Source organism: Streptomyces sp. NPDC050619, assembly GCF_040654815.1.
Lineage (GTDB): Bacteria > Actinomycetota > Actinomycetes > Streptomycetales > Streptomycetaceae > Streptomyces.
In genome coordinates this window covers 126,614-146,887 of sequence record NZ_JBFAIR010000012.1, presented here as the reverse complement: position 1 = coordinate 146,887, position 20,274 = coordinate 126,614, and the positions used below count along the sequence as shown (strand labels likewise).

The 20,274-nt window shown below is 70.1% G+C and carries 17 protein-coding genes; 1 reads left to right on the top strand and 16 read right to left on the bottom strand.

Annotated elements, in window-relative coordinates; all coding sequences use genetic code 11:
- Positions 1–22: 22 nt before the first annotated feature.
- The 11 genes from AB0I77_RS21140 to AB0I77_RS21090 all read right to left on the bottom strand — a co-directional run bounded on the left by AB0I77_RS21140 (position 23) and on the right by AB0I77_RS21090 (position 11,277).
- Positions 23–1,009: a class I SAM-dependent methyltransferase gene (locus tag AB0I77_RS21140; protein WP_363284164.1), complete on the bottom strand. Its 987-nt coding sequence runs from the start codon at positions 1,007–1,009 to the stop codon at positions 23–25.
- Positions 1,003–1,680: a class I SAM-dependent methyltransferase gene (locus AB0I77_RS21135; RefSeq protein ID WP_363284163.1), complete on the bottom strand. Its 678-nt coding sequence runs from the start codon at positions 1,678–1,680 to the stop codon at positions 1,003–1,005. The genes AB0I77_RS21140 and AB0I77_RS21135 overlap by 7 nt, the downstream gene beginning before the upstream one ends.
- A 42-nt stretch (positions 1,681–1,722) precedes the next feature.
- Positions 1,723–2,535 carry a glycosyltransferase family 2 protein gene (locus AB0I77_RS21130; RefSeq protein WP_363284162.1) on the bottom strand — a complete coding sequence of 271 codons (813 nt, stop codon included), beginning with the start codon at positions 2,533–2,535 and terminating at the stop codon, positions 1,723–1,725.
- Positions 2,532–3,656, bottom strand: a complete 1,125-nt coding sequence (locus AB0I77_RS21125) for a hypothetical protein (RefSeq protein ID WP_363284161.1) — start codon at positions 3,654–3,656, stop codon at positions 2,532–2,534. The genes AB0I77_RS21130 and AB0I77_RS21125 overlap by 4 nt, the downstream gene beginning before the upstream one ends.
- 5 nt (positions 3,657–3,661) lie before the next feature.
- Positions 3,662–5,230 carry an oligosaccharide flippase family protein gene (locus tag AB0I77_RS21120; RefSeq protein ID WP_363284160.1) on the bottom strand — a complete coding sequence of 523 codons (1,569 nt, stop codon included), beginning with the start codon at positions 5,228–5,230 and terminating at the stop codon, positions 3,662–3,664.
- Complete coding sequence (locus AB0I77_RS21115; protein WP_363284159.1) at positions 5,193–6,056, bottom strand: chain length determinant protein; 864 nt, start codon at positions 6,054–6,056, stop codon at positions 5,193–5,195. Before AB0I77_RS21115 ends, AB0I77_RS21120 begins: the two co-directional genes overlap by 38 nt.
- A 51-nt stretch (positions 6,057–6,107) precedes the next feature.
- A complete protein-coding gene (gene wecB, locus AB0I77_RS21110; protein ID WP_363284158.1) occupies positions 6,108–7,220 on the bottom strand; it encodes a UDP-N-acetylglucosamine 2-epimerase (non-hydrolyzing) in 1,113 nt (370 codons plus the stop codon).
- A 3-nt stretch (positions 7,221–7,223) separates the two neighbouring features.
- Positions 7,224–8,483, bottom strand: coding sequence for a nucleotide sugar dehydrogenase (locus AB0I77_RS21105; RefSeq protein ID WP_363284157.1), 1,260 nt, complete (start codon positions 8,481–8,483; stop codon positions 7,224–7,226).
- Positions 8,483–9,253, bottom strand: coding sequence for a WecB/TagA/CpsF family glycosyltransferase (locus AB0I77_RS21100; protein ID WP_363284156.1), 771 nt, complete (start codon positions 9,251–9,253; stop codon positions 8,483–8,485). Before AB0I77_RS21100 ends, AB0I77_RS21105 begins: the two co-directional genes overlap by 1 nt.
- Positions 9,250–10,422: a hypothetical protein gene (locus tag AB0I77_RS21095; RefSeq protein ID WP_363284155.1), complete on the bottom strand. Its 1,173-nt coding sequence runs from the start codon at positions 10,420–10,422 to the stop codon at positions 9,250–9,252. The genes AB0I77_RS21100 and AB0I77_RS21095 overlap by 4 nt, the downstream gene beginning before the upstream one ends.
- A 249-nt stretch (positions 10,423–10,671) precedes the next feature.
- On the bottom strand, positions 10,672–11,277 hold the full coding sequence (locus AB0I77_RS21090) for an acyltransferase (protein WP_363284154.1): 606 nt from the start codon (positions 11,275–11,277) through the stop codon (positions 10,672–10,674).
- A gap of 242 nt (positions 11,278–11,519) precedes the next feature.
- Between AB0I77_RS21090 and AB0I77_RS21085 the strand changes: the two genes are divergently transcribed.
- Positions 11,520–12,254 carry a DUF899 domain-containing protein gene (locus tag AB0I77_RS21085; RefSeq protein WP_363284153.1) on the top strand — a complete coding sequence of 245 codons (735 nt, stop codon included), beginning with the start codon at positions 11,520–11,522 and terminating at the stop codon, positions 12,252–12,254.
- Positions 12,255–12,452: 198 nt separating this feature from the next.
- Here AB0I77_RS21085 and AB0I77_RS21080 read toward each other — a convergent pair whose 3' ends face one another.
- The 5 genes from AB0I77_RS21080 to kdpA are packed head-to-tail and all read right to left on the bottom strand — an operon-like array spanning position 12,453 to position 20,273.
- Positions 12,453–14,996 (bottom strand): sensor histidine kinase KdpD, encoded by a 2,544-nt coding sequence (locus tag AB0I77_RS21080; protein WP_363284152.1) that lies wholly within the window; start codon positions 14,994–14,996, stop codon positions 12,453–12,455.
- 50 nt (positions 14,997–15,046) lie between these two features.
- Positions 15,047–15,730, bottom strand: a complete 684-nt coding sequence (locus tag AB0I77_RS21075) for a response regulator (protein WP_363284151.1) — start codon at positions 15,728–15,730, stop codon at positions 15,047–15,049.
- Between the two features lie 18 nt (positions 15,731–15,748).
- Entirely contained in the window at positions 15,749–16,417 is a 669-nt protein-coding gene (locus AB0I77_RS21070) for a potassium-transporting ATPase subunit C (RefSeq protein WP_363284150.1), read from the bottom strand.
- A gap of 5 nt (positions 16,418–16,422) precedes the next feature.
- Complete coding sequence (kdpB, locus tag AB0I77_RS21065; RefSeq protein WP_363284149.1) at positions 16,423–18,612, bottom strand: potassium-transporting ATPase subunit KdpB; 2,190 nt, start codon at positions 18,610–18,612, stop codon at positions 16,423–16,425.
- Complete coding sequence (gene kdpA / locus AB0I77_RS21060) at positions 18,609–20,273, bottom strand: potassium-transporting ATPase subunit KdpA (protein WP_363284148.1); 1,665 nt, start codon at positions 20,271–20,273, stop codon at positions 18,609–18,611. The genes kdpB and kdpA overlap by 4 nt, the downstream gene beginning before the upstream one ends.
- Between the last annotated feature and the right edge of the window lies 1 nt (position 20,274).

Genomic DNA, 20,274 nt, shown 5'->3' with positions numbered 1-20,274 from the left:
GGGCTGGTCTGGTCCGGTCAGGTCACTGGCCCGCGCTCCGCGGCCGGCACACCATGGCGATGAAGTCGTGCCCCACCTCCGGCAGCGCTGCGTCCTCCGCGGCGAAGCAGCGGTCGAGCAGCGCCAGCGTCTGGGGCTCCTGGTCACGGAAGTTGTGCGCGATCCCGGAGAACGCGATGTGCAACACCGTTCCCCCGTACGGCCGTTCCTCGACGATGTCGAAATGGCGCCGTAGGCCCGGCAGCAGCGCCGCCGCGTCGACCGCCTCCGAGGGATCGTCGAGCACCATCGACAGCCTGCTGGGCCGTACGACACGCCGCTTGATCCGCCCGTCGGCCAGCCGCCGCCGCTCCTCGGGCAGCTGGGCCAACAGTGAGTTCGCCGCGTCCAGTTGAGCGTCGGTCCACTGGAACCGGGTGGGGCCGACGAACTCGTCGATCACGAACAGCCCGTCGGGCTCGATCAGTTGGGACAGTCGCGGCAGGGTCTCGTCGAGGTCGTCGAAGTGGTGCAGCGACTGAAGGCCCAGCAGTACGTCGAAGCGTTCCCCGTCGCTCGTCATCCGGTTGACGTCGGTGACCCGGAAGCGCAGCGCGTCGGCGAGACCGTTCTCGGCGGCGGAGCGGGTAGCGAAGTCGATCCGCTCCGGCGCCACATCCACGCCCTCCAGGAGCGAGAACGCGCCGGTCCTGGCCCACAGCAGCTCGTTCCCGCCCGTGCCGCACCCCAGCGACAGGCCGCGCAGATCGGTACGCGGCGCGAAGTGCTTGGCGGCGACGTACTCGGGAAACGAGGTCTCCGCGTCGCCGGTCATCAGCAGGTTCCAGCGCTTGATGACCGTCGGTATCGCCCACCACTCGGTCAGTGACGGGTCCACCCGGGACCAGTGCTGGACCACTCGCGCGCCGCCGCGCACCCGCAGCTTGGCCAGCACCGGGTCGAGCTCCAGCCGCCGCACCTTGCGCAGCAGTCGGTCCGCGTCATGTCTGTTGATCAGGTTGTTCAGCATGCGCGCTCCATTCGTACGGCGGTCAGCGATTTCGTCGCACCGAGCACCCGCTCGCTGAGGAGCACCGATCCGGGGAACAGGTAGCGCATTTCGGTGCGCGTCAGCAGTTCGATGTTGATCACGGCGTTCATCGCCGACTCCGGGCTGTCGGGGCGGCTGTGGACGAGCGGCCAGCGCCGTACCAGACGGGCCCGGGCGGCCAGCGGCAGGAACTGGAAGCCGGGCGCGACGAAGTGCGGCTCGACGGGGAAGTAGCGGTACGGCGTCTGGATCCAGTGCAGCGGAGCCAGTTGCTCGACGGCCGAAACGAATTTCCGCCGCTGGCTGTGGCCGCCCACGTGCTCGATGGTCGAGTTGGAGAACACCAGGTCGTAGCCGCCCTGGCCGCTCAGTTCGGCGGCGACCACCGGGTCGGTGACGTCAGCGACCTCCGCGGTGATCCAGTCGGGCAGTTCGGCGGGATGTTCCTCCAGGTTGATCAGGTGGACGTGCTTGGCGCGCAGCGGTGCGCGCAGCCACATCTCGGCCGTCCCGCCCAGGTCGACGACGCGCATGCTCTCGATGCCCGGGAAGCAGCGTTGAAACCGCTCCCAGCGGGCGATGCGCAGTCGTTCGCCCAGTGAGCCGGGCGCGTCGACGAATCTGTTTCTGAGGGCGCGGGATCGGGGCATGGGATCAACCACCTGTGGTTCGGAACGGAGGGGGAACAGGCCTCAACTGGGCTGTTGCCATTGCGTGTAGAAGCTGGCCGGGTTCATCAGGTATCGGACGGTGGGGTGCGGCACATGGAGCACCCGGTGCCTGCGGCCGTACCGGTGGATCAGCTCCCAGTCCTCCCGGGGCAGCACCTCCGGGGTCCGGCGCAGGCGGCTGAAGCGCAGTGAGCGATTGCGGCGGGCGACGAAGGCGTTGGTGTCCAGGAAGGACTCGCGGGCGGCGCGGCGCCGGTCGTAGGGCACCGACAGGACGTCCTTCTCGCTGCCGTCGGGCAGGACGCGGCGGAGTGCCGTGTAGACGCCGTCGGGTCCGTCGGGGGACTCCAAGGCCGCCAACGCCCGTTCCAGATGGTCGGGTTCCCACAGGTTGTCGTCGTCCAGGAAGGCCACGTAGCGCGAGTGGGTGAGCCGGATGCCCACGTTGCGCACGACGCCCGCCACGCCGGTGTTGTGTGCCAGCGAGACGGCGAACAGCCTTGGGTCGTCCGGGAGTTCGGGCAGCCCGGCGCCGTCGTCGACCACGATCACGACCTGGTCGCGAACGGTCTGGTCCAGGGCCGAGCGCACCGCGGCACGCAGCGCCTCGGGACGTCGGTGGGTGGCGATCACCGTGGCGACCAGCGCCGAGGGCGGTGACGGGAGGCGGGCGGCCAGCCGTCGGGTCTCGGCGTCCTCGATCCGGCGCAGCCGCACCGCGGTGGGGGCAAGTAGGACCTTGTTCCTGGCCTCGAAGAGCACCAGCCAGCCGAACATCGCCTTGAGCAGTGTCCAGGGGGCCCGCGCGACACGGCGCGTCACCACGCCGCTCACGAGGACGGCTCCGGCTGGATCAGGCGGCCGTCGGACATCCGGTTGTTGCGCCACACGTTTCCGGCGCCGTCCGCGTTCCAGTGGGCGACCACGCCGTATCCGCCGGAGTTGGGGTGGTACTGCGTCGAGAAGACGTTGTCGGTGACCCTGATCCCGGTGGCGCCCGTGTCACCGCCGTAGAGGGCGTACGCGCCGCCGGCGATCCAGTTGTCGTCCACGGTGACATTGCGGACCACGCCGGTGTCCGCGAACAGGCCGATGCTTCCCGAGGCCCCCTGCTTGAGGCTGGTCGCGTTCAGCAGGGTGTTGTGGCGGATGATCAGGTGCCCGGTGTTGCCGCCGCCGCTGATCACCGCGTTGGTGTGCTGCCACTCGCCGCCCAGGTTGATGAACGGGGCGAGGTCGTGCACGTAGTTGTCGTGCAGGTTGCCCTGCCCCATGGCCAATGCGTCGCCGAACACCGAGACGTCGCACCAGCCGACCTCGATGGAGCTGGTCCCCATGTTCGACACCGCGTAGTCCACGCCGCCGTTGTCCGGCCCTTTGCCGGGCACGGCCGTGATGGTGGAATGCAGGACCCGCAGGCCGCTGTAACCGGGGCGCAGGTTGATGCCCCACCAGTTGTCCGAGGTGATCTTGGAGTCGATGACGGTGACGTTGTTCGCGTAGATGTCGAGCGAGCCGGTGATGTCCCAGCCCCTGATGACGAGCCCGTTGGTCCGGATGGCCTTGTAGCCGGTCTCGTGGGGCTCGAGGGGGATCCGCGGACCGGTGGTGTCGGCGTCGGGGAAGCCGCAGGCGCCCGGAGAGGCGCAGTTCGTCTCGGCCGCGGGCGTGTCGGACGCACCGCCGGCGCCCGCCGTGGCGGTGGGCTTCCCCGTCGGGGACGGCGCGGCGGTGGGACTGCCCGTCGCCTGGCCGGCCGCGGTCGACGGAGCGGCCGTGGTCGGCGGACCGGCGGTCGGTGACGCCGGGGACCCGCTCGCGGGGCAGGTCGGCGCGTCGTCCCGGCAGTGCGCCGACGCGGACCGGTCCGATCCCGAGCAGGCCACTCCCACGACCGCCAGCAAGACCGCGAGCAGCAGTCCCGCGAGCGAATTCCGGCTGATGCGCCGTGACATCGGCCTCACCTCATGTCCCCTTGGGTAGTCCGAACCGGTGCGGACGCCCGGTGCCGGCCGAGGAGGGGCCGGTCCCCGCCGCTGACGCCGCGCAGGAAGTCGCGGCTGGGCAGGACGCACACCGTGTACGCGGCCAGGGCGATGGTGCCGATGGCGAGCAGCGCGAGCCGGCCGTCGCCGAACCGGCGCTCCAGACCGAGGATGATCGCGGCCATCACGGCCCCGCCGAGGAAGGGCCACGCGCAGGCCCTGGCGATCCGGCCGACACCGATGCCGCCACGGCTGAGGGCGATCAGGAACACGGGCACCACCATGCCGCCGGCGACCAGGACGTGGGCCTGTGAGACTCCGACGATGCCGTTCAGGCGGGCGGCGACGAGGAGCACCGGGATCAGGGCGGCCAGCCACAGGCCCTGCACCAGGAAGAGCGACCGGCGCTGGCCGATCGCGACCAGGCAGTCGTAGGCGAGTTCGCTGCCGATGCGGATCAGGCCGAGGGCCATCAGCCAGGGCAGTGCCGCGGCGGCGGGAGCCCAATGGCTCCCGTAGATCAGCTCGATGGCCGGCCCCGCGAAGCCGGCCAGCAGGACGCACACCGGGACGGTGGCGGTCATCAGGACGCCCAGGGCGCGGCTGAAGCCCTGGGCGAGCGCCTGTGGCGTGTCGGCCAGGCGGGAGAAGCCGGCGAAGGAGACCCGGCGGGCGGCCTCGGAGATGATCCGCACGGGCCAGCCGGACATGTTGAAGGCGAGCACGTAGAAGCCCAGCGACACGTTGCCCAGCGTCGCGCCCACCGCCATGGTGTCGACGTTGACCACCGCGAGGGCCAGCATGCTCGCCCCTGCCAGCGGAAGCCCGAACCTGAGCAGCGCCCGGGCCTGCTCGGGGTCCCAGCCGAATTTCAGGGTGCCCGGTGCCGCCAGCCAGCAGCCGATGAGCGTGACGACGTTGCCCGCGACGGCTCCCCAGGCGAAGCTCATCGCGCCCCAGCCCTCGAAGGCCAGCAGCAGCGTCACCGAGGTGCTCAAGCCGAAGTTGAGCCCGTCGATGATCATCCGCTTGCCCTGGGCGAACTCACGGGTGAGGAAGCCGCCGGGCACCTGCGCCACCCCGTCGATCACCACGCACAGGCACATCACCCGCAGTACGCCCGCGGCGTCCGGCGAGCCGAGCAGGCCGGCCACCGTCGGTGCCGCCGCGAACAGCGCCACGTACAGCAGGCCGCTGGAGAGGGCGCTGAGGGTCAGTACGGTCGGCGCGAACCGCCGTGCGTCCCCCTCCCAGCGCACGATGGCCAGGCCCACGCCCAGCTCGTTCGCGGACAGCAGGACCAGCAGCACCGTCTGGGCGATGCCGTACACGCCCCATTCCGCGGGGCCCAGGGCGAAGCGGGCCAGCACGATGCCGGTCGCGAAGTTCCCCAGGCGCATGACAACGGTGTTGATCAGGCTCCAGCGGGCCGCCGAACGGACCTTCCGGCCGAAGGAGAGGGCAGCGGGGAGTGCGGGCGCGGGAGGAGCGGGGGCGTCGCTCGGCTCACCGGTCTCGCTGTCCGGTGCGCGGGCGGTGTCCATGAGTCGACTCCTCGTCGAGCGGCTCGGCAGCGGAGGTCACGGCCATGACGTGTTGTGGCGCCTTGGGCTCGGCGGCGGGCGGCCCGTCCTCGGCGGACCGCGACCAGGTGGGCGGCCGCCGCATGGCGAGCGTCTCTTCCACGGCCGGTTCCCCGGTCGAGCGGGTGGGGGCGGCCGTCTCCTCCTCCGGCCCGGCGCCGTGGGCCTCAGGCCTGGGCTCGGGCGTGTGCGACCTCTTGCGCGCCTCCACGTAGAAGGCGGCGACCATGCTGACCACCAGGCCCAGGCCCCCGGCCATGATCAGGTACTGGAGCCGGGTCTTGGTCTGCGCCACCGGTTTCTGCGGGGGCACGATGGTCGTCATGCGGATCATGGCCTTCGGGGCGACCGACTGCTGTTGCTGGAACTGCTCCAGCCGCTCCTTGGCATACGTGGTCAGGACGCGGTCCGAGGCCAGGACGGAGGCAGGGTCGGTGCCGGTGACGGTGAGCCACATGAGCGGGCCCTGGGCGTTGTCCGCGAGCTTGGCCTCGAACGTGCCGGTGGCACCACGGGACTTGAGCTCGCGGAGGGAGTCGTCGGAGTTGAGGTTGCGAGCCAGGCCGTCGGCCATGCCGGTGAGCGAGGTCTGCGTGCTCAGGAAGGGGTTGCCGTCGTAGGCGACGGTGGCCTTCTGGGAGTTCAGGAGAACCACCGTGCTCTGCGACTGATAGGTGACCGGCACCATCACGGCCACGGCCACCAGCAGGCCGGCGGTCAGCAGCAGTCCGGGCAGCAGGACGTACCAACGCCTGCGCATCACCCGGACTATCTCAGCGAGATCCATCGGCGTCCCCCCTCGCTCCCCGACGTCCGACGAGCATATGTGGCAAGCGGTTCATAGGGGGAATGTCCGGTCAGTAGGTCTCGGCCGTGTACTCGCCGTGCCCGCCAGCAGCACGTCGGCGATGCGGTCGCTCGCGTGTCCGTCCCACAGGTCGGGGCGGCGCGGCGCGGGCGGAGCGTCCAGCACCCGGTTCACGGTGGCCACGATGCGCGCCGGATCCCGGCCGGCCAGCACATTGGTGCCCTGCTCGACGGTGATGGGCCGCTCGGTGTTGTCCCGCAGGGTCACACACGGCACGCCCAGCGCGGTGGTCTCCTCCTGTACGCCGCCCGAGTCGGTCAGCACGAGGCGGGCGGAGTCCTGTAGCGCGATGAAGTCCAGGTATCCGGCGGGCGGTACGAGCCGGATGCCCCCGGGGACGCCGATGTCGGCCAGCCGTGCGGACGCGCGCGGGTGCACGGGCAGCAGGAGCGGGCAGCGGCCGGCGATCTCACCCAGGGCCTTCAGGAGCCCGGCGAGGACGCCGGGGTCGTCCACGTTGGCGGGGCGATGCAGGGTGACCAGGCCGTACTCGCCCGCGGTCAGGCCGTATCGGCTGAGGATGTCCGAGGCCCTGGCCCGTTCCAGGTTGGCCAGCAGCGTGTCGATCATGACGTTGCCGACGAGGTGGATCTGGTCCTCCCGGTACCCTTCGGCGCGCAGGTTCTCCACCGCGTCGGGCGAGGGGGCCAGCAGGTAGTCGCTGACGCGGTCGGTGGCGACGCGGTTGACCTCCTCCGGCATGCTCCAGTCGCGGCTGCGCAGGCCGGCCTCGACGTGGGCCAGCAGCGGTCCGGCCTTGGCGGTGACCAGGGCGCAGGCCAGCGTGGAGTTGATGTCGCCGACCACGACGACGATGTCCGCGGACACCTCGCCCAGGAGTGGCTCGAACGCGGTCATCACGCGTCCGGTCTGTTCGGCGTGGGTGCCGGAGCCGACCCCGAGGAAGCGGTCGGGCGGACGGATGCCGAGGTCGGCGAAGAACACGTCGTTCATGGCCGGGTCGTAGTGCTGGCCGGTGTGGACGAGGACCACCTCGGCGCCCCGGCCCTCCAGGGCGTCCATCACCGGTTTGATCTTCATGTAGTTGGGTCTCGCCCCGGCGACGCAGAGGACTCTCGGCATGGCTCAGAGCACCTCGATCGTGGGTCCGGACGGCAGCCGTCGACGGCAGTCGAGGACGAAGGGGGCGTGCTCGGCGATGAGTTCGTAGTCGAAGCTGTCATGGTCGGTGAGCAGGACCACCACATCGGCGGCCGCCAGTTCCTCCGGCGCCGGTTCGACCCGCACCAGCCGGGTGTCCACCGGCAGGCTTTCGACGACGTGCGGGTCCGCCGCCCTGACCTGGGCCCCCATGTCGAGCAGCAGTTGGGAGATGCGCAGGGCGGGCGACTCGCGGGCGTCGCCGGTGTTCTTCTTGTACGCCAGACCGAGCAGCAGGATGCGCGAGCCGTTCACGGAACGACGTCTTGCGTTGAACAGGTCGCTGATGCGGCGCGTCACGTACTCGGGCATGTGGGTGTTGATGTCGTTGGCCAGTTCCACGAAGCGGAAGCTCTGGCCGAGTTCACGCTGTACCCGCCAGGACAGGTACGAGGGGTCGATGGGCAGGCAGTGGCCGCCGACGCCCGGTCCGGGCGTGAACTTCATGAAGCCGAAGGGCTTGGTGGAGGCGGCGTCGATCGCCTGCCAGACGTCGATGTCCAGGTGGTGGGCGAACGTCGCGATCTCGTTGACCAGCGCGATGTTCACATGCCGGAAGGTGTTCTCAAGCAGCTTGGCGAGTTCGGCCTCCTTGGGCGAGCCCACCGGCACGGTGGTGTCGACGAGTTGCGCGTAGAAGTCCTCAACGGCCTTGAGCGAGGACGCGCTGACCCCGGATACGACTTTCGGGGTCTCCTTGAAGCCCCACACGGCGTTTCCGGGGTCGATCCGCTCCGGGCTGTAGCCGAGGTGGAAGTCCGTGCCCGCGGTCAGGCCCGAGCCGTCCTGGAGAATCGGGGCGAACAGTTCCTGGGTGGTGCCGGGATAGGTGGTCGACTCGAGGACGACGGTGGCTCCGGGCCGCAGGTAACGGGCAAGAGTGACCGCCGACTCCTTGATGTAACGGAGGTCGGGAGTGCCCTCGTGCAGCGGCGTCGGGACGGTCACGACGGCGATGTCGAAACCGCCGCAGTCGCGGGCCGATTCGCTCGGGCGATAGGTGCCGAGGTCCAGTGCCGTGCGGATCCGCTCGGAGGAGACGTCCTCGACGAAGGACTCACCGGCGGCAAGGCTCTTGACCCGCCGGGAGTCGACGTCGTAGCCGATCACCTCGTGTCCGACCTCGGCGGCGCGGATGGCCAGTGGCAGGCCGACGTATCCCTGTCCGACCACGACGACGCGCATCAGTGACTCCTGTTCGCGGGAGCGATCGGCGGGGTGAGCCGGATGAGCTCTCGCGCCGTCATGAGGAGGAAGCGGGCATTGGTGGTGAGGTAGCGCCGGCCCAGGCGGCGCGGCTCCTGAAGCGCGCGGTAGAGCCACTCGGCTCCCCACCGCTGCCAGGACTCGGGGGCCCGTTTGGTGACCCCGGCCAGGATGTCGAAGGAGCCGCCGACTCCGTGCACGACGCGGGCGCCGGTGCGGGCGCCGCGGGTGGCGGTGAAGATCTCCTTCTTGGGCGAGGTCATGCCGAGGAACAGCATCTGGGCGCCGCTTCGGGCGATCTCGCCCGCGATGGCCTCCTGCTGGGCATCGTCGAAGTAGCCGTTTCGGCTGCCGCCCACCTTCAGGCCGGGGAACCGGTGGGCCACCCGGCGCAGCATCTGCTCCAGCACATCCTGTCGGGCACCGAGGAAGTACACGGACATGCCGGCCGATTCCGCCTCGGCGAGCAGCCGCAGGAACAGGTCGATACCGGCCACCCGTTCCGGCAGCGGGGCGCGCAGTATCCGGCCGGCCCAGACCACGGCCTGTCCGTCGGCCAGGACGAGATCGCAGCCGGCCACCGCCTGGGCGAGCCGGGGGTCCCGCCGCATGTTCACCAGCTTCGCGGCGTTGACCACCCCGATCTCGAGCTGGTGGCCGTCCCGGACCGCTTCGAGGCAGCGCTGTACGGTCTCGTCCATGGTCAGCGGGTCCAGCTCGATCCCGAAGAGGGACTGACGCTCTTTCATATCCGGCCCCCCTGCCAGGCGTAGAGCATCCAGCCGAATTCGTACGGCCGGCATTCGCGGTCCACCGCGACGGGGCGGTACACCCGGTTCAGCAACTTGAGCCGGAGGTTCGGAGCGACCCGGGTGGCGAGTCCTCGGGCGGCGCGTACGGCCTTCTTCGGATCGCCCCGGTAGACCTTGCGCCAGGTGGCGCCGAGCTCGTCGAGGATCAACGGCTCCCAGTGCTCCGGGCGGGCGGCCAGTTCGGGCACATCCGTCATCCAGCGCAGGCCCTTGCGGATCGACGCGGCGAAGTCGGTGCCGCCGGCGTCGGCCAGATCGAACAGGGCGGTCGGCGCCATCGCGTGCTGGTGGACGCTGTAGACCGGGTAGCCCTCCACGACACCGCCGGTGCGCGCGTCGTAGTGCCACCACCACTGCCCGCCGTCGCCCTGCAACTGGCAGATGCGGGCCGCGCACGCCTCGGACGCGGCCAGCGCCTCCGGATCGCCGTCTCCGTCGCCGCTGGCGTGTGCGCGGGCCAGGGCCTGGAGCGGGTACGTCTGGTCGGCGAAGCAGCTCACGTGCGCCCGGTACCAGGGCACCAGGCCGGGCCCGGTGGCGTGCGGGAACAGCGGGCTGTCCCCGATCCGGGCCCGCAGCAGACGGTCGCGAGCTGCGGAGAAACGATCCTCCACATCGACCGTGCCCCGAGCCGCCGCGAGGGCGGACAGCACCCATGCCGCCTCGACGGTGTACTGCGGCCGGCCCTCCTCGTCCAGGGCTTCGACCCGCGCGAGGGCGTCGGACAGTTTGGGGTGCCCGGTCTCGGCGGCGGCCCAGGCGATGAGCGCCGCGTCACCGAGGTTGGTCACCGCGGGCAGCGACTCGACCAGCAGACCCGTGAACTCCTGGGCGGTACGCCCGCCGAGTACCGGGCGTTGCCGGTCCTCGGGGAGAAACCGGGCTCCCAGCGCGGTGATGGCCGCGTACCGGATGCTGGTCCCGCGCCGCTGGAGGGTCCAGGAACCGTCGGGAGCTTTCTGCCCAGCCATGGTGAAGGCGAAGGCCTCGCCGCCGGGAAGCAGCATCGACGCGAGCCCCGACTCGGCGACTGCGAGAAGTCGTTGGGCGAGCGCGAGCAGCGTCGGCTCCTCACGGCCGAGCGCCGCCAGACGTGTGGTGGTCATCTTTTGGGCACACCAACCCCCCTGTGGGTCCTCTTGTGCGCAGACTTGTGATCGCCGCGTCTCGGATGGCCACGCGGCGGAAGCAGACGTCAGGCGTCGGAGCGGTTGTCGCTCCTCGCTCAAGACACAGGTGTCCCCACCCTGTAACCCCCCCGGGCCCTACCGATTTGTGCGCCTGGTGTGATCAGTCTGCACAGTTCGCACACATGTTATGCCTGCGGGTGTTCGAGGATGGGCACTTTGGGAGAATCAGGAGTCAGCACGCTCGACGAGTTCGCCGTCCTTCTCGTCGTAGCGCGCACCCGTCTGCGGGCACTCCCATCCCCCGGACTCACCTTCGCGCTCCACCAGTCGAACCCCGGCCCGGCCGACCCACCCGATCCGGCGCGCCGGAACGCCGGCCACCAGCGCGAAGTCCGGCACATCCCGGGTCACCACGGCACCCGCCGCGACCAGGGCCCACCGACCGACGCGCACCGGCGCCACACACACCGAACGGGCCCCCAGCGACGCCCCCTCGGCCACCACCACCGCCACGGCCTCCCAGTCGCCACCGCGCTTCAGCCGGCCCTGCGGGTCCACCGAACGGGGCGAGTAGTCGTTGGTGAGGACGGCCGCCGGACCGACGAACACCCCGTCACCGAGCACCGCGGGTTCGTAGACCAAGGCGTAGTTCTGGAGCTTCACGTTGTCGCCGATCCGCACCCCCGGGCCGACATACGCTCCCCGGCCCACGATGCACCCGCTGCCCAGCCGGGCGTCCTCCCGTACCTGGGCCAGATCCCAGACGGTCGACCCGTCACCGATCGTGGCCGTCTCGTCGACCTGGGCGGTCGGCTGCGTTCTGAAGCTCACCGGACACACCATTCTCCTCGTCGGACAGAACGGGAAACGCCGCCTGGAGCGCCCCGCAGCCGGCGCCAGGGGGGCGTCTTCGGCGGGCACGGGCGAAATCGTAGCTTCGAACAGGAACCTCCACACAGCGTATGAAAATTCGAGGCCGGTGGGTGCCCCGCGCCCACTGCCTGCTTCCCGTGAAGGCCCGCCGCCGCGCGCGTACGGTGGACGTATGGCCTCCCACACAGGAGGGAGAGGCAATGCCTGAGCACAAGGTCGGCACACAGGAGGAATTCGACGCGGCCCGTCAGGAGCTGCTCGCGCAGGAGAAGGAACTCACCCGACGCGGCGACCAGCTCGCGCGCAAGCGGCAGGAGCTTCCCTGGGTGCCGGTCGAGAAGGACTACAGATTCGAGACCGAGGACGGGCCCAAGTCGCTCGCGGACCTCTTCGACGAGCGCTCTCAGCTACTCGTCTACCACTTCATGTTCGGCCCGCCGTACGAGGCCGGATGCCCGGTCTGCTCCTCGATCGCGGACACCCTCGACCCCAACGTGATCCACCTCAAGGCCCGCGACGTGACGCTGATCTGCTCCTCGCGGGCGCCGATGGACAGGCTTCTCGCCTACCGGGAGCGGATGGGCTGGAGTTTCGACTGGGTCTCCACCGTCGGCAGCGACTTCCACCGCGACCTCGGCTTCCTGTACACGGAGGAGGAGCTGAGGCCGTTCCTCGAGGGCGAGATCCCGTCGATCGTGAGCCAGATGGCGGAGGCGACCGGCACGGACGTGCGCAGCTATGTCACCGAGGGACCCGGGCTGAGCGCCTACGCGCTCTCGGACGGCACCGTCTACCGGACGTACGTCACCACCGCTCGCGGCCTCGAGCCCGCCATGCCCTACTACGGCCTCCTCGACCGGACTCCGAGGGGCCGCCACGAGGAGGGCGAGGAGATGTACTGGCTCCGCCGCCACGACGAGTACGCCGAGACCTGACGGGCAAGGCTTCGCGGCGGCGTTCGGACGGGCCGCCTCTGGCGCGACGGCCCTCACGCCTCACGCCCACGGTGCGGCCCGTCTGCGCCGCCGTGCACGTCACCGAAGGCCGCGCCGGTCCGGCGCCCCCGGCCGAGGGCAGGGCCGTAGATCACCAGCGCCGATGGCATGGCCGTAGATCACCAGCAGGGCGCTGATCTAGGAGATCGCGGTCGCCGGGAGGTCGAAGTGGTCCGGCGGCCGGTTGGCCGCCACCGGGAGGGTGAGGACCATGGTGAGGCCGCCGCCGGGGGTGTCCTCGGCGTCGAGTGTGCCGCCCATGGCCTCGGCGAAGCCGCGCGCGACCGCCAGGCCGAGGCCGACGCCGGCGCCTCGGGGGGCATCGCCGTAGCGCTGGAAGGGGGCGAAGATGCGATCCTTGGCCTCGTCCGGGACGCCGGGGCCGCGGTCGACCACGCGGACCTCCACGCGGGCGGCCAGGGCGCTCGCGGAGATCAGGACCGGTTCGCCGGGTGGGCTGTACTTCACGGCGTTCTCCACGAGGTTGGCGACCGAGCGTTCCAGCAGGCCGGGGTCGACGGCGACCATCGGCAGCGTCTCGGGGATCTCCAGGTCGACGCTGCCCTCGGGGACGCCGCCCAGCGCCATCGGCACCACCTCGTCGACGTCGATCTCGCGGATGAGCGGGGTGACCGTGCCGGTCTGAAGCCGGGACATGTCGAGCAGGTTGCCCACCAGGTGGTCGAGCCGGTCCGCGCCCTCCTCGATGGCCTCCAGCAGGGCCGCCCGGTCCTCGTCCGACCATGCGACGTCGTCGGAGCGCAGGGACGATACGGCGGCCTTGATTCCGGCGAGCGGGGTGCGCAGGTCGTGGCTGACGGCGGCGAGCAGGGCGGTGCGGATGCGGTTGCCCTCGGCCAGCTCCTTGGCCTGGTCGGCTTCGGACTTGAGGCGCTGACGGTCCAGGACCACGGCGGCCTGGGCGGCGAACGCGGCCAGGACCCGGCGGTCCTCGGCCGGCAGCACCCGGCCCGACAAGGCCAGAGCGATGTGGTCGCCGACCGGCATGTCCACGTCCGCGTCCTCGGGGCGCTTCACCGGCCCTGGGCCCACGCTCCCCGCACAGGTCCACGAAGCGACATCGTTCTCCCGCTCCAGCAGGGCGACCGACTCCATGCCGAAGGTCTCCCGCATCCGCTCCAGCAGGGCCTCCAGGCTCGTCTCGCCACGCAGCACGCTGCCCGCCAGGAAGGAGAGGATCTCCGACTCGGCGCGCAGCCGGGCCGCCTGCTGCGTACGGCGGGCCGCCAGGTCCACCACGGAGGCGACCGACACCGCCACGGCGAAGAAGACCGCGAGGGCGACGATGTTCCTGGAGTCCGCGATCGTGAGGCGGTGCAGCGGCGAGGTGAAGTAGTAGTTCAGCAGTAGGGAGCCGAAGGCCGCTGAGGCCAGTGCGGGCAGCAGGCCGCCGAACAGGGCCGCCGCCACCGTCAGCGTCAGGAACAGCAGCATGTCGTTCGCGAGACCCAGGTCCGCGTCGATGTTGGTCAGCAGCAGTGTCAGCAGCACCGGGCCGGCCACGCCGGTCAGCCAGCCCCAGATGATCCGCGAGCGGCCGAGCCGCGCGCCCCGGGCCACGGGCAGCCCTCGTCCCTTGCCGGCTTCGCCGTGCGTGATCAGATGCACGTCCAGGTCGGGCCCGGAATCCCGGGCGACCGTGGCGCCGACGCCGGGTCCGAAGACGTACTGCCATCCCTTGCGGCGGGATACGCCGAGGACGATCTGGGTCGCGTTGACGCCGCGCGCGAAGTCCAGCAGCGCGGCGGGGACGTCGTCGCCGATGACGTGGTGGAAGGTGCCGCCGAGGTCCTCGACGAGGGTGCGCTGGACGGCCAGTTCCTTCGGGGAGACGGAGGTGAGTCCGTCGCTGCGGGCGATGTAGACGGCCAGCACCTCGCCGCCCGCGCCCTTCTCGGCGAGCCGGGCGGCGCGGCGGATCAGCGTGCGGCCCTCGGGACCGCCGGTCAGGCCGACGACGATCCGCTCGCGCGAACCCCAGATCTTCGACACCTGGTGCTCACTGCGGTACTCGGTCAGGTACGCGTCGACCCGGTCGGCGACCCAGAGCAGGGCCAGCTCGCGCAGGGCGGTGAGGTTGCCCGGGCGGAAGTACTTGGACAGGGCCGCGTCGACCTTGTCGGGCTTGTAGATGTTGCCGTGCGCCATCCGGCGGCGCAGTGCCTGGGGCGACATGTCGACCAGCTCGATCTGATCGGCACGGCGTACCACTTCGTCGGGGACGGTCTCGCGCTGCCGTACGCCGGTTATCGACTCGACGACGTCACCGAGCGACTCCAGGTGCTGGATGTTGACCGTCGAGACGACGTCGATGCCGGCGGCGAGGAGTTCCTCGACGTCCTGCCAGCGCTTGGTGTTGCGGGAGCCGGGGATGTTGGTGTGGGCGAGTTCGTCCACCAGGGCGACGGCCGGGGCGCGCTCCAGGACGGCGTCCACGTCCATCTCGGTGAAGACGCTCCCCCGGTACTCCAGCTCCTTGCGCGGGACCTGCTCCAGGCCGTGCAGCATGACCTCGGTGCGCGGCCGGTCGTGGTGCTCCACGAAGGCGACCGCGCAGTCGGTGCCCCGCTCGACACGGCGGTGTGCCTCGGCGAGCATCGCGTACGTCTTGCCGACGCCCGGTGCCGCGCCGAGGTAGATCCGAAGCTTGCCGCGTGCCATGGTCTCGTCTCTGGGTCGTACGTACGGGGTCGTATGCGGTCGGGAGCGTGTCAGGTCTCGAAGCGGTAGCCCAGGCCGGGCTCGGTGATGAGGTAGCGCGGATGGGAGGGGTCTGCCTCCAGTTTGCGGCGCAGCTGGGCCATGTACACGCGGAGGTAGTTGGTCTTGTTGCTGTGGGAGGCGCCCCACACCTCCTGGAGCAGGTGCTTTTGCGTGATGAGGCGGCCGGGGTTGCAGATCAGGATCTCCAGGAGGTGCCATTCGGTGGGGGTGAGGCGTACGTCGCGGCCGTCGCGGGTGGCTTTCCTGGCGAGCAGGTCGACGGTGAAGTCGTCCGTGGTGACCAGTGTCGTCCCGGGGGCGAGCGGCACGGTCTCCGTCCGGCGGACGGCGGCCCGGAGCCGGGCGAGGAGTTCGTCCATGCTGAACGGCTTGGTGATGTAGTCGTCGGCTCCGGCGTCGAGCGCGGCGACTTTCTCGTCGGACGCCCGGCGCGCGGACAGCACCAGGATGGGTACGCGGGTCCAGCCGCGCAGGGCCTTGATGACGTCCACGCCGTCCATGTCGGGCAGGCCCAGGTCGAGGACGACCACCTCCGGCCGGCGCGCGGCGGCGAGGCGCAGTGCGGTGGCGCCGTCGGGCGCCACCTCGACGCCGTACCGGCGCGCCCGCAGGTTGATCACCAGTGCCCGGACGAGCTGGGGATCATCCTCCACCACCAGCACTCGCGTCATCGGGGTGCGCCTTTCCTGTCAGTTCTTCGCCACGAGTTCCTCGAGCGCGATGTTGAGTTCCAGGACGTTGACCGTGGGCTCGCCCATGAAGCCGAGGATGCGGCCGTCCGTGTGCTCGTCCACGAGCTGGTGGACCTGGGCGAGGGACAGGCCGTTCCGCTCGGCGATCCGGTGGACCTGGATGCCGGCGTAGGCCGGGGAGATGTCCGGGTCCAGCCCCGAGCCGGAGGAGGTGACCGCGTCGGCGGGCACCTCGGACGGCTCGACCTCGTAGTCCGGGGTCGAGTTGTCCTTGATGACCGCGGCCTTGGCGTCCTTGACCCACTTGACCAGTTCGGCGCTGTCAGCGGAACGGTTCGTCGCTCCGGACAGGATCAGCTTGTACTGGGTGTTGACGGTGTTGGTGCCGAGGCCGTTCTGCGGGCGCCCCTGGAACCACTTCAGGTCGGGCTCCGGCGTCTCCTGGCCCTTCTTGATCGGCAGGTTGTACGCCTGGCCGATGAGCGAGGAGCCGACGACCTTGCCGTCCGCCTTGATCTCCGAGCCGTTCGCCCTGCCGGGGAAGATCCCCTGGGCGACGCCGGTGATGGCCAGCGGATAGAGGATGCCCGTCACCACGGTCAGGACGAGAAGGGCGCGCAGGCCGGCCCAGAGCAACCGGGCAGTGTTCGTAACCGAGTTGTTCATGGTCGTCAGCCGATCCCGGGGATGAGGGAGATGAGCAGGTCGATGATCTTGATGCCGATGAAGGGGGCTATGAGCCCGCCCAGGCCGTAGATACCGAGGTTGCGGCGGAGCAACTTGTCCGCGCTGACCGGCCGGTACCGCACACCGCGCAGGGCGAGCGGCACCAGCACGATGATGATCAGCGCGTTGAAGATGACAGCGGAGAGGATCGCGGAGTCGGGCGAGGCCAGGTTCATGATGTTGAGCTTGTCCAGGCCCGGGTAGACCGCGGCGAACAGCGCCGGGATGATCGCGAAGTACTTCGCGACGTCGTTGGCGATCGAGAAGGTGGTCAACGCGCCCCGGGTGATGAGGAGTTGCTTGCCGATCTCGACGATCTCGATGAGCTTGGTCGGGTTGGAGTCGAGGTCGACCATGTTGCCGGCCTCCTTGGCGGCCGACGTACCGGTGTTCATCGCCACGCCGACGTCGGCCTGGGCGAGTGCGGGCGCGTCGTTCGTGCCGTCGCCGGTCATCGCGACGAGCTTGCCGCCCGCCTGCTCCCGTTTGATGAGCGCCATCTTGTCCTCGGGAGTGGCCTCCGCGAGGAAGTCGTCGACACCCGCCTCCTCGGCGATCGCCTTCGCCGTCAGCGGGTTGTCGCCCGTGATCATGACGGTCTTGATGCCCATGCGGCGCAGCTCGTCGAACCGCTCGCGCATGCCCTCCTTGACGACGTCCTTGAGGTGGATGACGCCCAGGATCCGGGCGCCTTCGGTGTCTTCGACGGCCACGAGCAGCGGGGTGCCGCCCGCCTCAGAGATCCGGTCGGCGAGGGTGCCGGCGTCCTCGGCGACGGTGCCGCCCTGTTCGCGCACCCAGGCGATGACCGAAACGGCGGCGCCCTTGCGGATCCTGCGGCCGTCGACGTCCACGCCCGACATCCGGGTCTGGGCGGTGAAGGCGATCCACTCGGCGTGCGACAGTTCGCCAGGATCAAGGGCGCGAAGCGCTTCCTCAGAAGGGTGGTGGTGGGCGACGGGTGGGCGCTCGCGTAGCCCGTACTTCTCCTTCGCCAGTACGACGATGGAGCGGCCCTCGGGCGTCTCGTCGGCCAGCGACGACAGCTGGGCCGCGTCGGCGAGTTCGGCCTCGGCCGTCCCGCGCACCGGCACGAACTCCGACGCCTGCCGATTGCCGTACGTGATCGTGCCCGTCTTGTCGAGCAGCAGCGTCGACACGTCACCCGCCGCCTCGACTGCCCTGCCCGACATGGCCAGGACGTTGCGCTGCACCAGCCGGTCCATGCCCGCGATGCCGATCGCGGAGAGCAGCGCGCCGATCGTGGTCGGGATCAGGCAGACCAGGAGGGCCACCAGCACGACCATGGTCAGGTGCGTGCCCGCGTAGTCCGCGAGCGGCGGCAGGGTGGCCACCGCGAGCAGGAAGACGATGGTCAGCGAGGCGAGCAGGATGTTCAGCGCGATCTCGTTGGGCGTCTTCTGCCGGGCGGCGCCCTCGACCAGGGCGATCATGCGGTCGATGAAGGTCTCGCCCGGCTTCGTCGTGATCTTGATGACGATGCGGTCGGAGAGGACCTTCGTGCCGCCGGTGACGGCCGAGCGGTCGCCGCCGGACTCCCGGATGACCGGGGCCGACTCACCGGTGATCGCCGACTCGTCCACGGACGCGACGCCCTCGACGACGTCACCGTCGCCGGGGATGATGTCGCCCGCCTCGCAGACGACCAGGTCGCCCACGCGCAGCTCGGTGCCGGCGACCTGCTCCTCCCGGTCGCCCGCCAGACGGCGGGCCACGGTATCGGTCTTGGCCTTGCGCAGTGTGTCGGCCTGCGCCTTGCCGCGGCCCTCGGCGACCGCCTCCGCGAGATTGGCGAAGATCACCGTGAGCCAGAGCCAGGCGCTGATCGCCCAGCCGAACCAGTCGCCCGGGTCCTTGAAGGAGAAGACGGTGGTCAGGACCGAGCCGACGAGCACCACGAACATCACGGGGGACTTGACCATCACCCGCGGGTCGAGCTTGCGGCACGCCTCCGGCAGCGACTTCAGCAGCTGCTTCGGGTCGAACAGGCCCGCGCCGACGCGGCCTTCGTCCTTGCCGCCCGTGGGCGCGTCACTGTGCGGCGCCCGAGTGGGGGTAGTCGTGGACACGCCGTCCCCTTGCTTCGCTGTGTGCTTCTCTGTGCGAGTGGTCATGACGCCAGCCCCTCCGCCAGTGGTCCCAGGGCCAGGGCCGGGAAGTAGGTCAGACCGGTGATGATGAGGATCGCGCCCACCAAGAGCCCGGTGAACAGCGGTTTTTCGGTGCGCAGGGTGCCAGCGGTGGCCGGGACGGGCCTCTGCTCGGCGAGCGAACCGGCCAGCGCCAGCACGAACACCATCGGCAGGAACCGCCCGAGCAGCATCGCGATGCCGATCGTGGTGTTGAACCACTGCGTGTTCGCGTTCAGGCCGGCGAAGGCCGAGCCGTTGTTGTTGGCGCCCGAGGTGTAGGCGTACAGGATCTCGGAGAAGCCGTGCGCGCCGGAGTTCAGCATGGAGTGCGGTGGGGTGGGCAGCGCCATCGCCGCGGCGGTGAAGACGAGCACCAGCGCCGGGGTGATGAGGAGGTAGCAGGCCGCGAACTTGATCTCGCGGGTGCCGATCTTCTTGCCCAGGTACTCGGGCGTACGGCCGACCATCAGGCCGGCGATGAACACCGCGATGACCGCCATGATCAGCATGCCGTAGAGGCCCGAGCCGGTGCCGCCGGGCGCGATCTCGCCGAGCTGCATGCCCAGCAGGTTCAGCCCGCCGCCCAGACCGGTGTTGGACGAGTGGAAGGAGTCCACCGCACCGGTCGAGGTGAGCGTCGTGGAGATCGAGAAGATCGACGAGGCACCGATGCCGAAGCGGGTCTCCTTGCCCTCCATCGCACCGCCCGCGAGCTCGAACGCCGGGCCGTGGTGCGCGAATTCGGTCCACCACATCAGGCAGATGAAGCCGACCCAGATGGTCGCCATCGTGGCGAGGATCGCGTACCCCTGCCGCAGCGAGCCGACCATCCGGCCGAAGGTCCGGGTCAGCGCGAACGGGATCAGCAGGAGCAGGAAGATCTCGAAGAGGTTCGAGAACGCGTTGGGGTTCTCGAAGGGGTGCGCGCTGTTGGCATTGAAGTAGCCGCCGCCGTTGGTCCCCACCTCCTTGATGGCCTCCTGCGAGGCGACCGCCCCGCCGTTCCACTCCTGCGAGCCGCCCACGAACTGGCCGACGGAGTGAATCCCGGAGAAGTTCTGGAGCACGCCGCAGGCGACCAGCACGATCGCGGCGACGACGGAGAGCGGCAGCAGGATACGGACAGTGCCGCGCACCAAGTCGGCCCAGAAATTGCCCAGTTCACCGGTGCGCGAGCGGGCGAAGCCACGGACGAGGGCCACCGCGACAGCGATCCCGACCGCCGCGGAGACGAAGTTCTGCACCGCGAGGCCGCCGGTCTGCACGACGTGGCCCATGGCCTGTTCGCCGTAGTACGACTGCCAGTCGGTGTTGGTGACGAAGGACGCGGCGGTGTTGAACGCCTGGTCCGGGTCGATCGAGGAGAAACCCAGCGAGCCGGGCAGCGAACCCTGCACCCGCTGCAACAGGTACAGGAAGAGGACGCTGACGGCCGAGAAGGCGAGGACGCCGCGCAGGTAGGCGGGCCAGCGCATCTCGGTGTTCGGGTTGGCGCCGATGCCCTTGTAGATCCACTTCTCCACGCGCAGGTGCGTGTCGGAGGAGTAGACCCGGGCCATGTAGTCGCCGAGCGGACGGTGTGCCAGGGCCAGCGCGGTGATCAGCGCGAGCAGCTGGAGCACACCGGCGAGGAAGGGGCTCATC

Excerpts from the sequence above, each read along its gene's own strand:
- AB0I77_RS21140 (WP_363284164.1), bottom strand. The coding sequence starts at position 1,009 with ATGCTGAACAACCTGATCAACAGACATGACGCGGACCGACTGCTGCGC.
- AB0I77_RS21135 (WP_363284163.1), bottom strand. The coding sequence starts at position 1,680 with ATGCCCCGATCCCGCGCCCTCAGAAACAGATTCGTCGACGCGCCCGGC.
- AB0I77_RS21125 (WP_363284161.1), bottom strand. The coding sequence starts at position 3,656 with ATGTCACGGCGCATCAGCCGGAATTCGCTCGCGGGACTGCTGCTCGCG.
- AB0I77_RS21120 (WP_363284160.1), bottom strand. The coding sequence starts at position 5,230 with ATGGACACCGCCCGCGCACCGGACAGCGAGACCGGTGAGCCGAGCGAC.
- AB0I77_RS21115 (WP_363284159.1), bottom strand. The coding sequence starts at position 6,056 with ATGGATCTCGCTGAGATAGTCCGGGTGATGCGCAGGCGTTGGTACGTC.
- wecB (WP_363284158.1), bottom strand. The coding sequence starts at position 7,220 with ATGCCGAGAGTCCTCTGCGTCGCCGGGGCGAGACCCAACTACATGAAG.
- AB0I77_RS21105 (WP_363284157.1), bottom strand. The coding sequence starts at position 8,483 with ATGCGCGTCGTCGTGGTCGGACAGGGATACGTCGGCCTGCCACTGGCC.
- AB0I77_RS21100 (WP_363284156.1), bottom strand. The coding sequence starts at position 9,253 with ATGAAAGAGCGTCAGTCCCTCTTCGGGATCGAGCTGGACCCGCTGACC.
- AB0I77_RS21095 (WP_363284155.1), bottom strand. The coding sequence starts at position 10,422 with ATGACCACCACACGTCTGGCGGCGCTCGGCCGTGAGGAGCCGACGCTG.
- AB0I77_RS21085 (WP_363284153.1), top strand. The coding sequence starts at position 11,520 with ATGCCTGAGCACAAGGTCGGCACACAGGAGGAATTCGACGCGGCCCGT.
- AB0I77_RS21080 (WP_363284152.1), bottom strand. The coding sequence starts at position 14,996 with ATGGCACGCGGCAAGCTTCGGATCTACCTCGGCGCGGCACCGGGCGTC.
- AB0I77_RS21075 (WP_363284151.1), bottom strand. The coding sequence starts at position 15,730 with ATGACGCGAGTGCTGGTGGTGGAGGATGATCCCCAGCTCGTCCGGGCA.
- AB0I77_RS21070 (WP_363284150.1), bottom strand. The coding sequence starts at position 16,417 with ATGAACAACTCGGTTACGAACACTGCCCGGTTGCTCTGGGCCGGCCTG.
- kdpB (WP_363284149.1), bottom strand. The coding sequence starts at position 18,612 with ATGACCACTCGCACAGAGAAGCACACAGCGAAGCAAGGGGACGGCGTG.
- kdpA (WP_363284148.1), bottom strand. The coding sequence starts at position 20,273 with ATGAGCCCCTTCCTCGCCGGTGTGCTCCAGCTGCTCGCGCTGATCACC.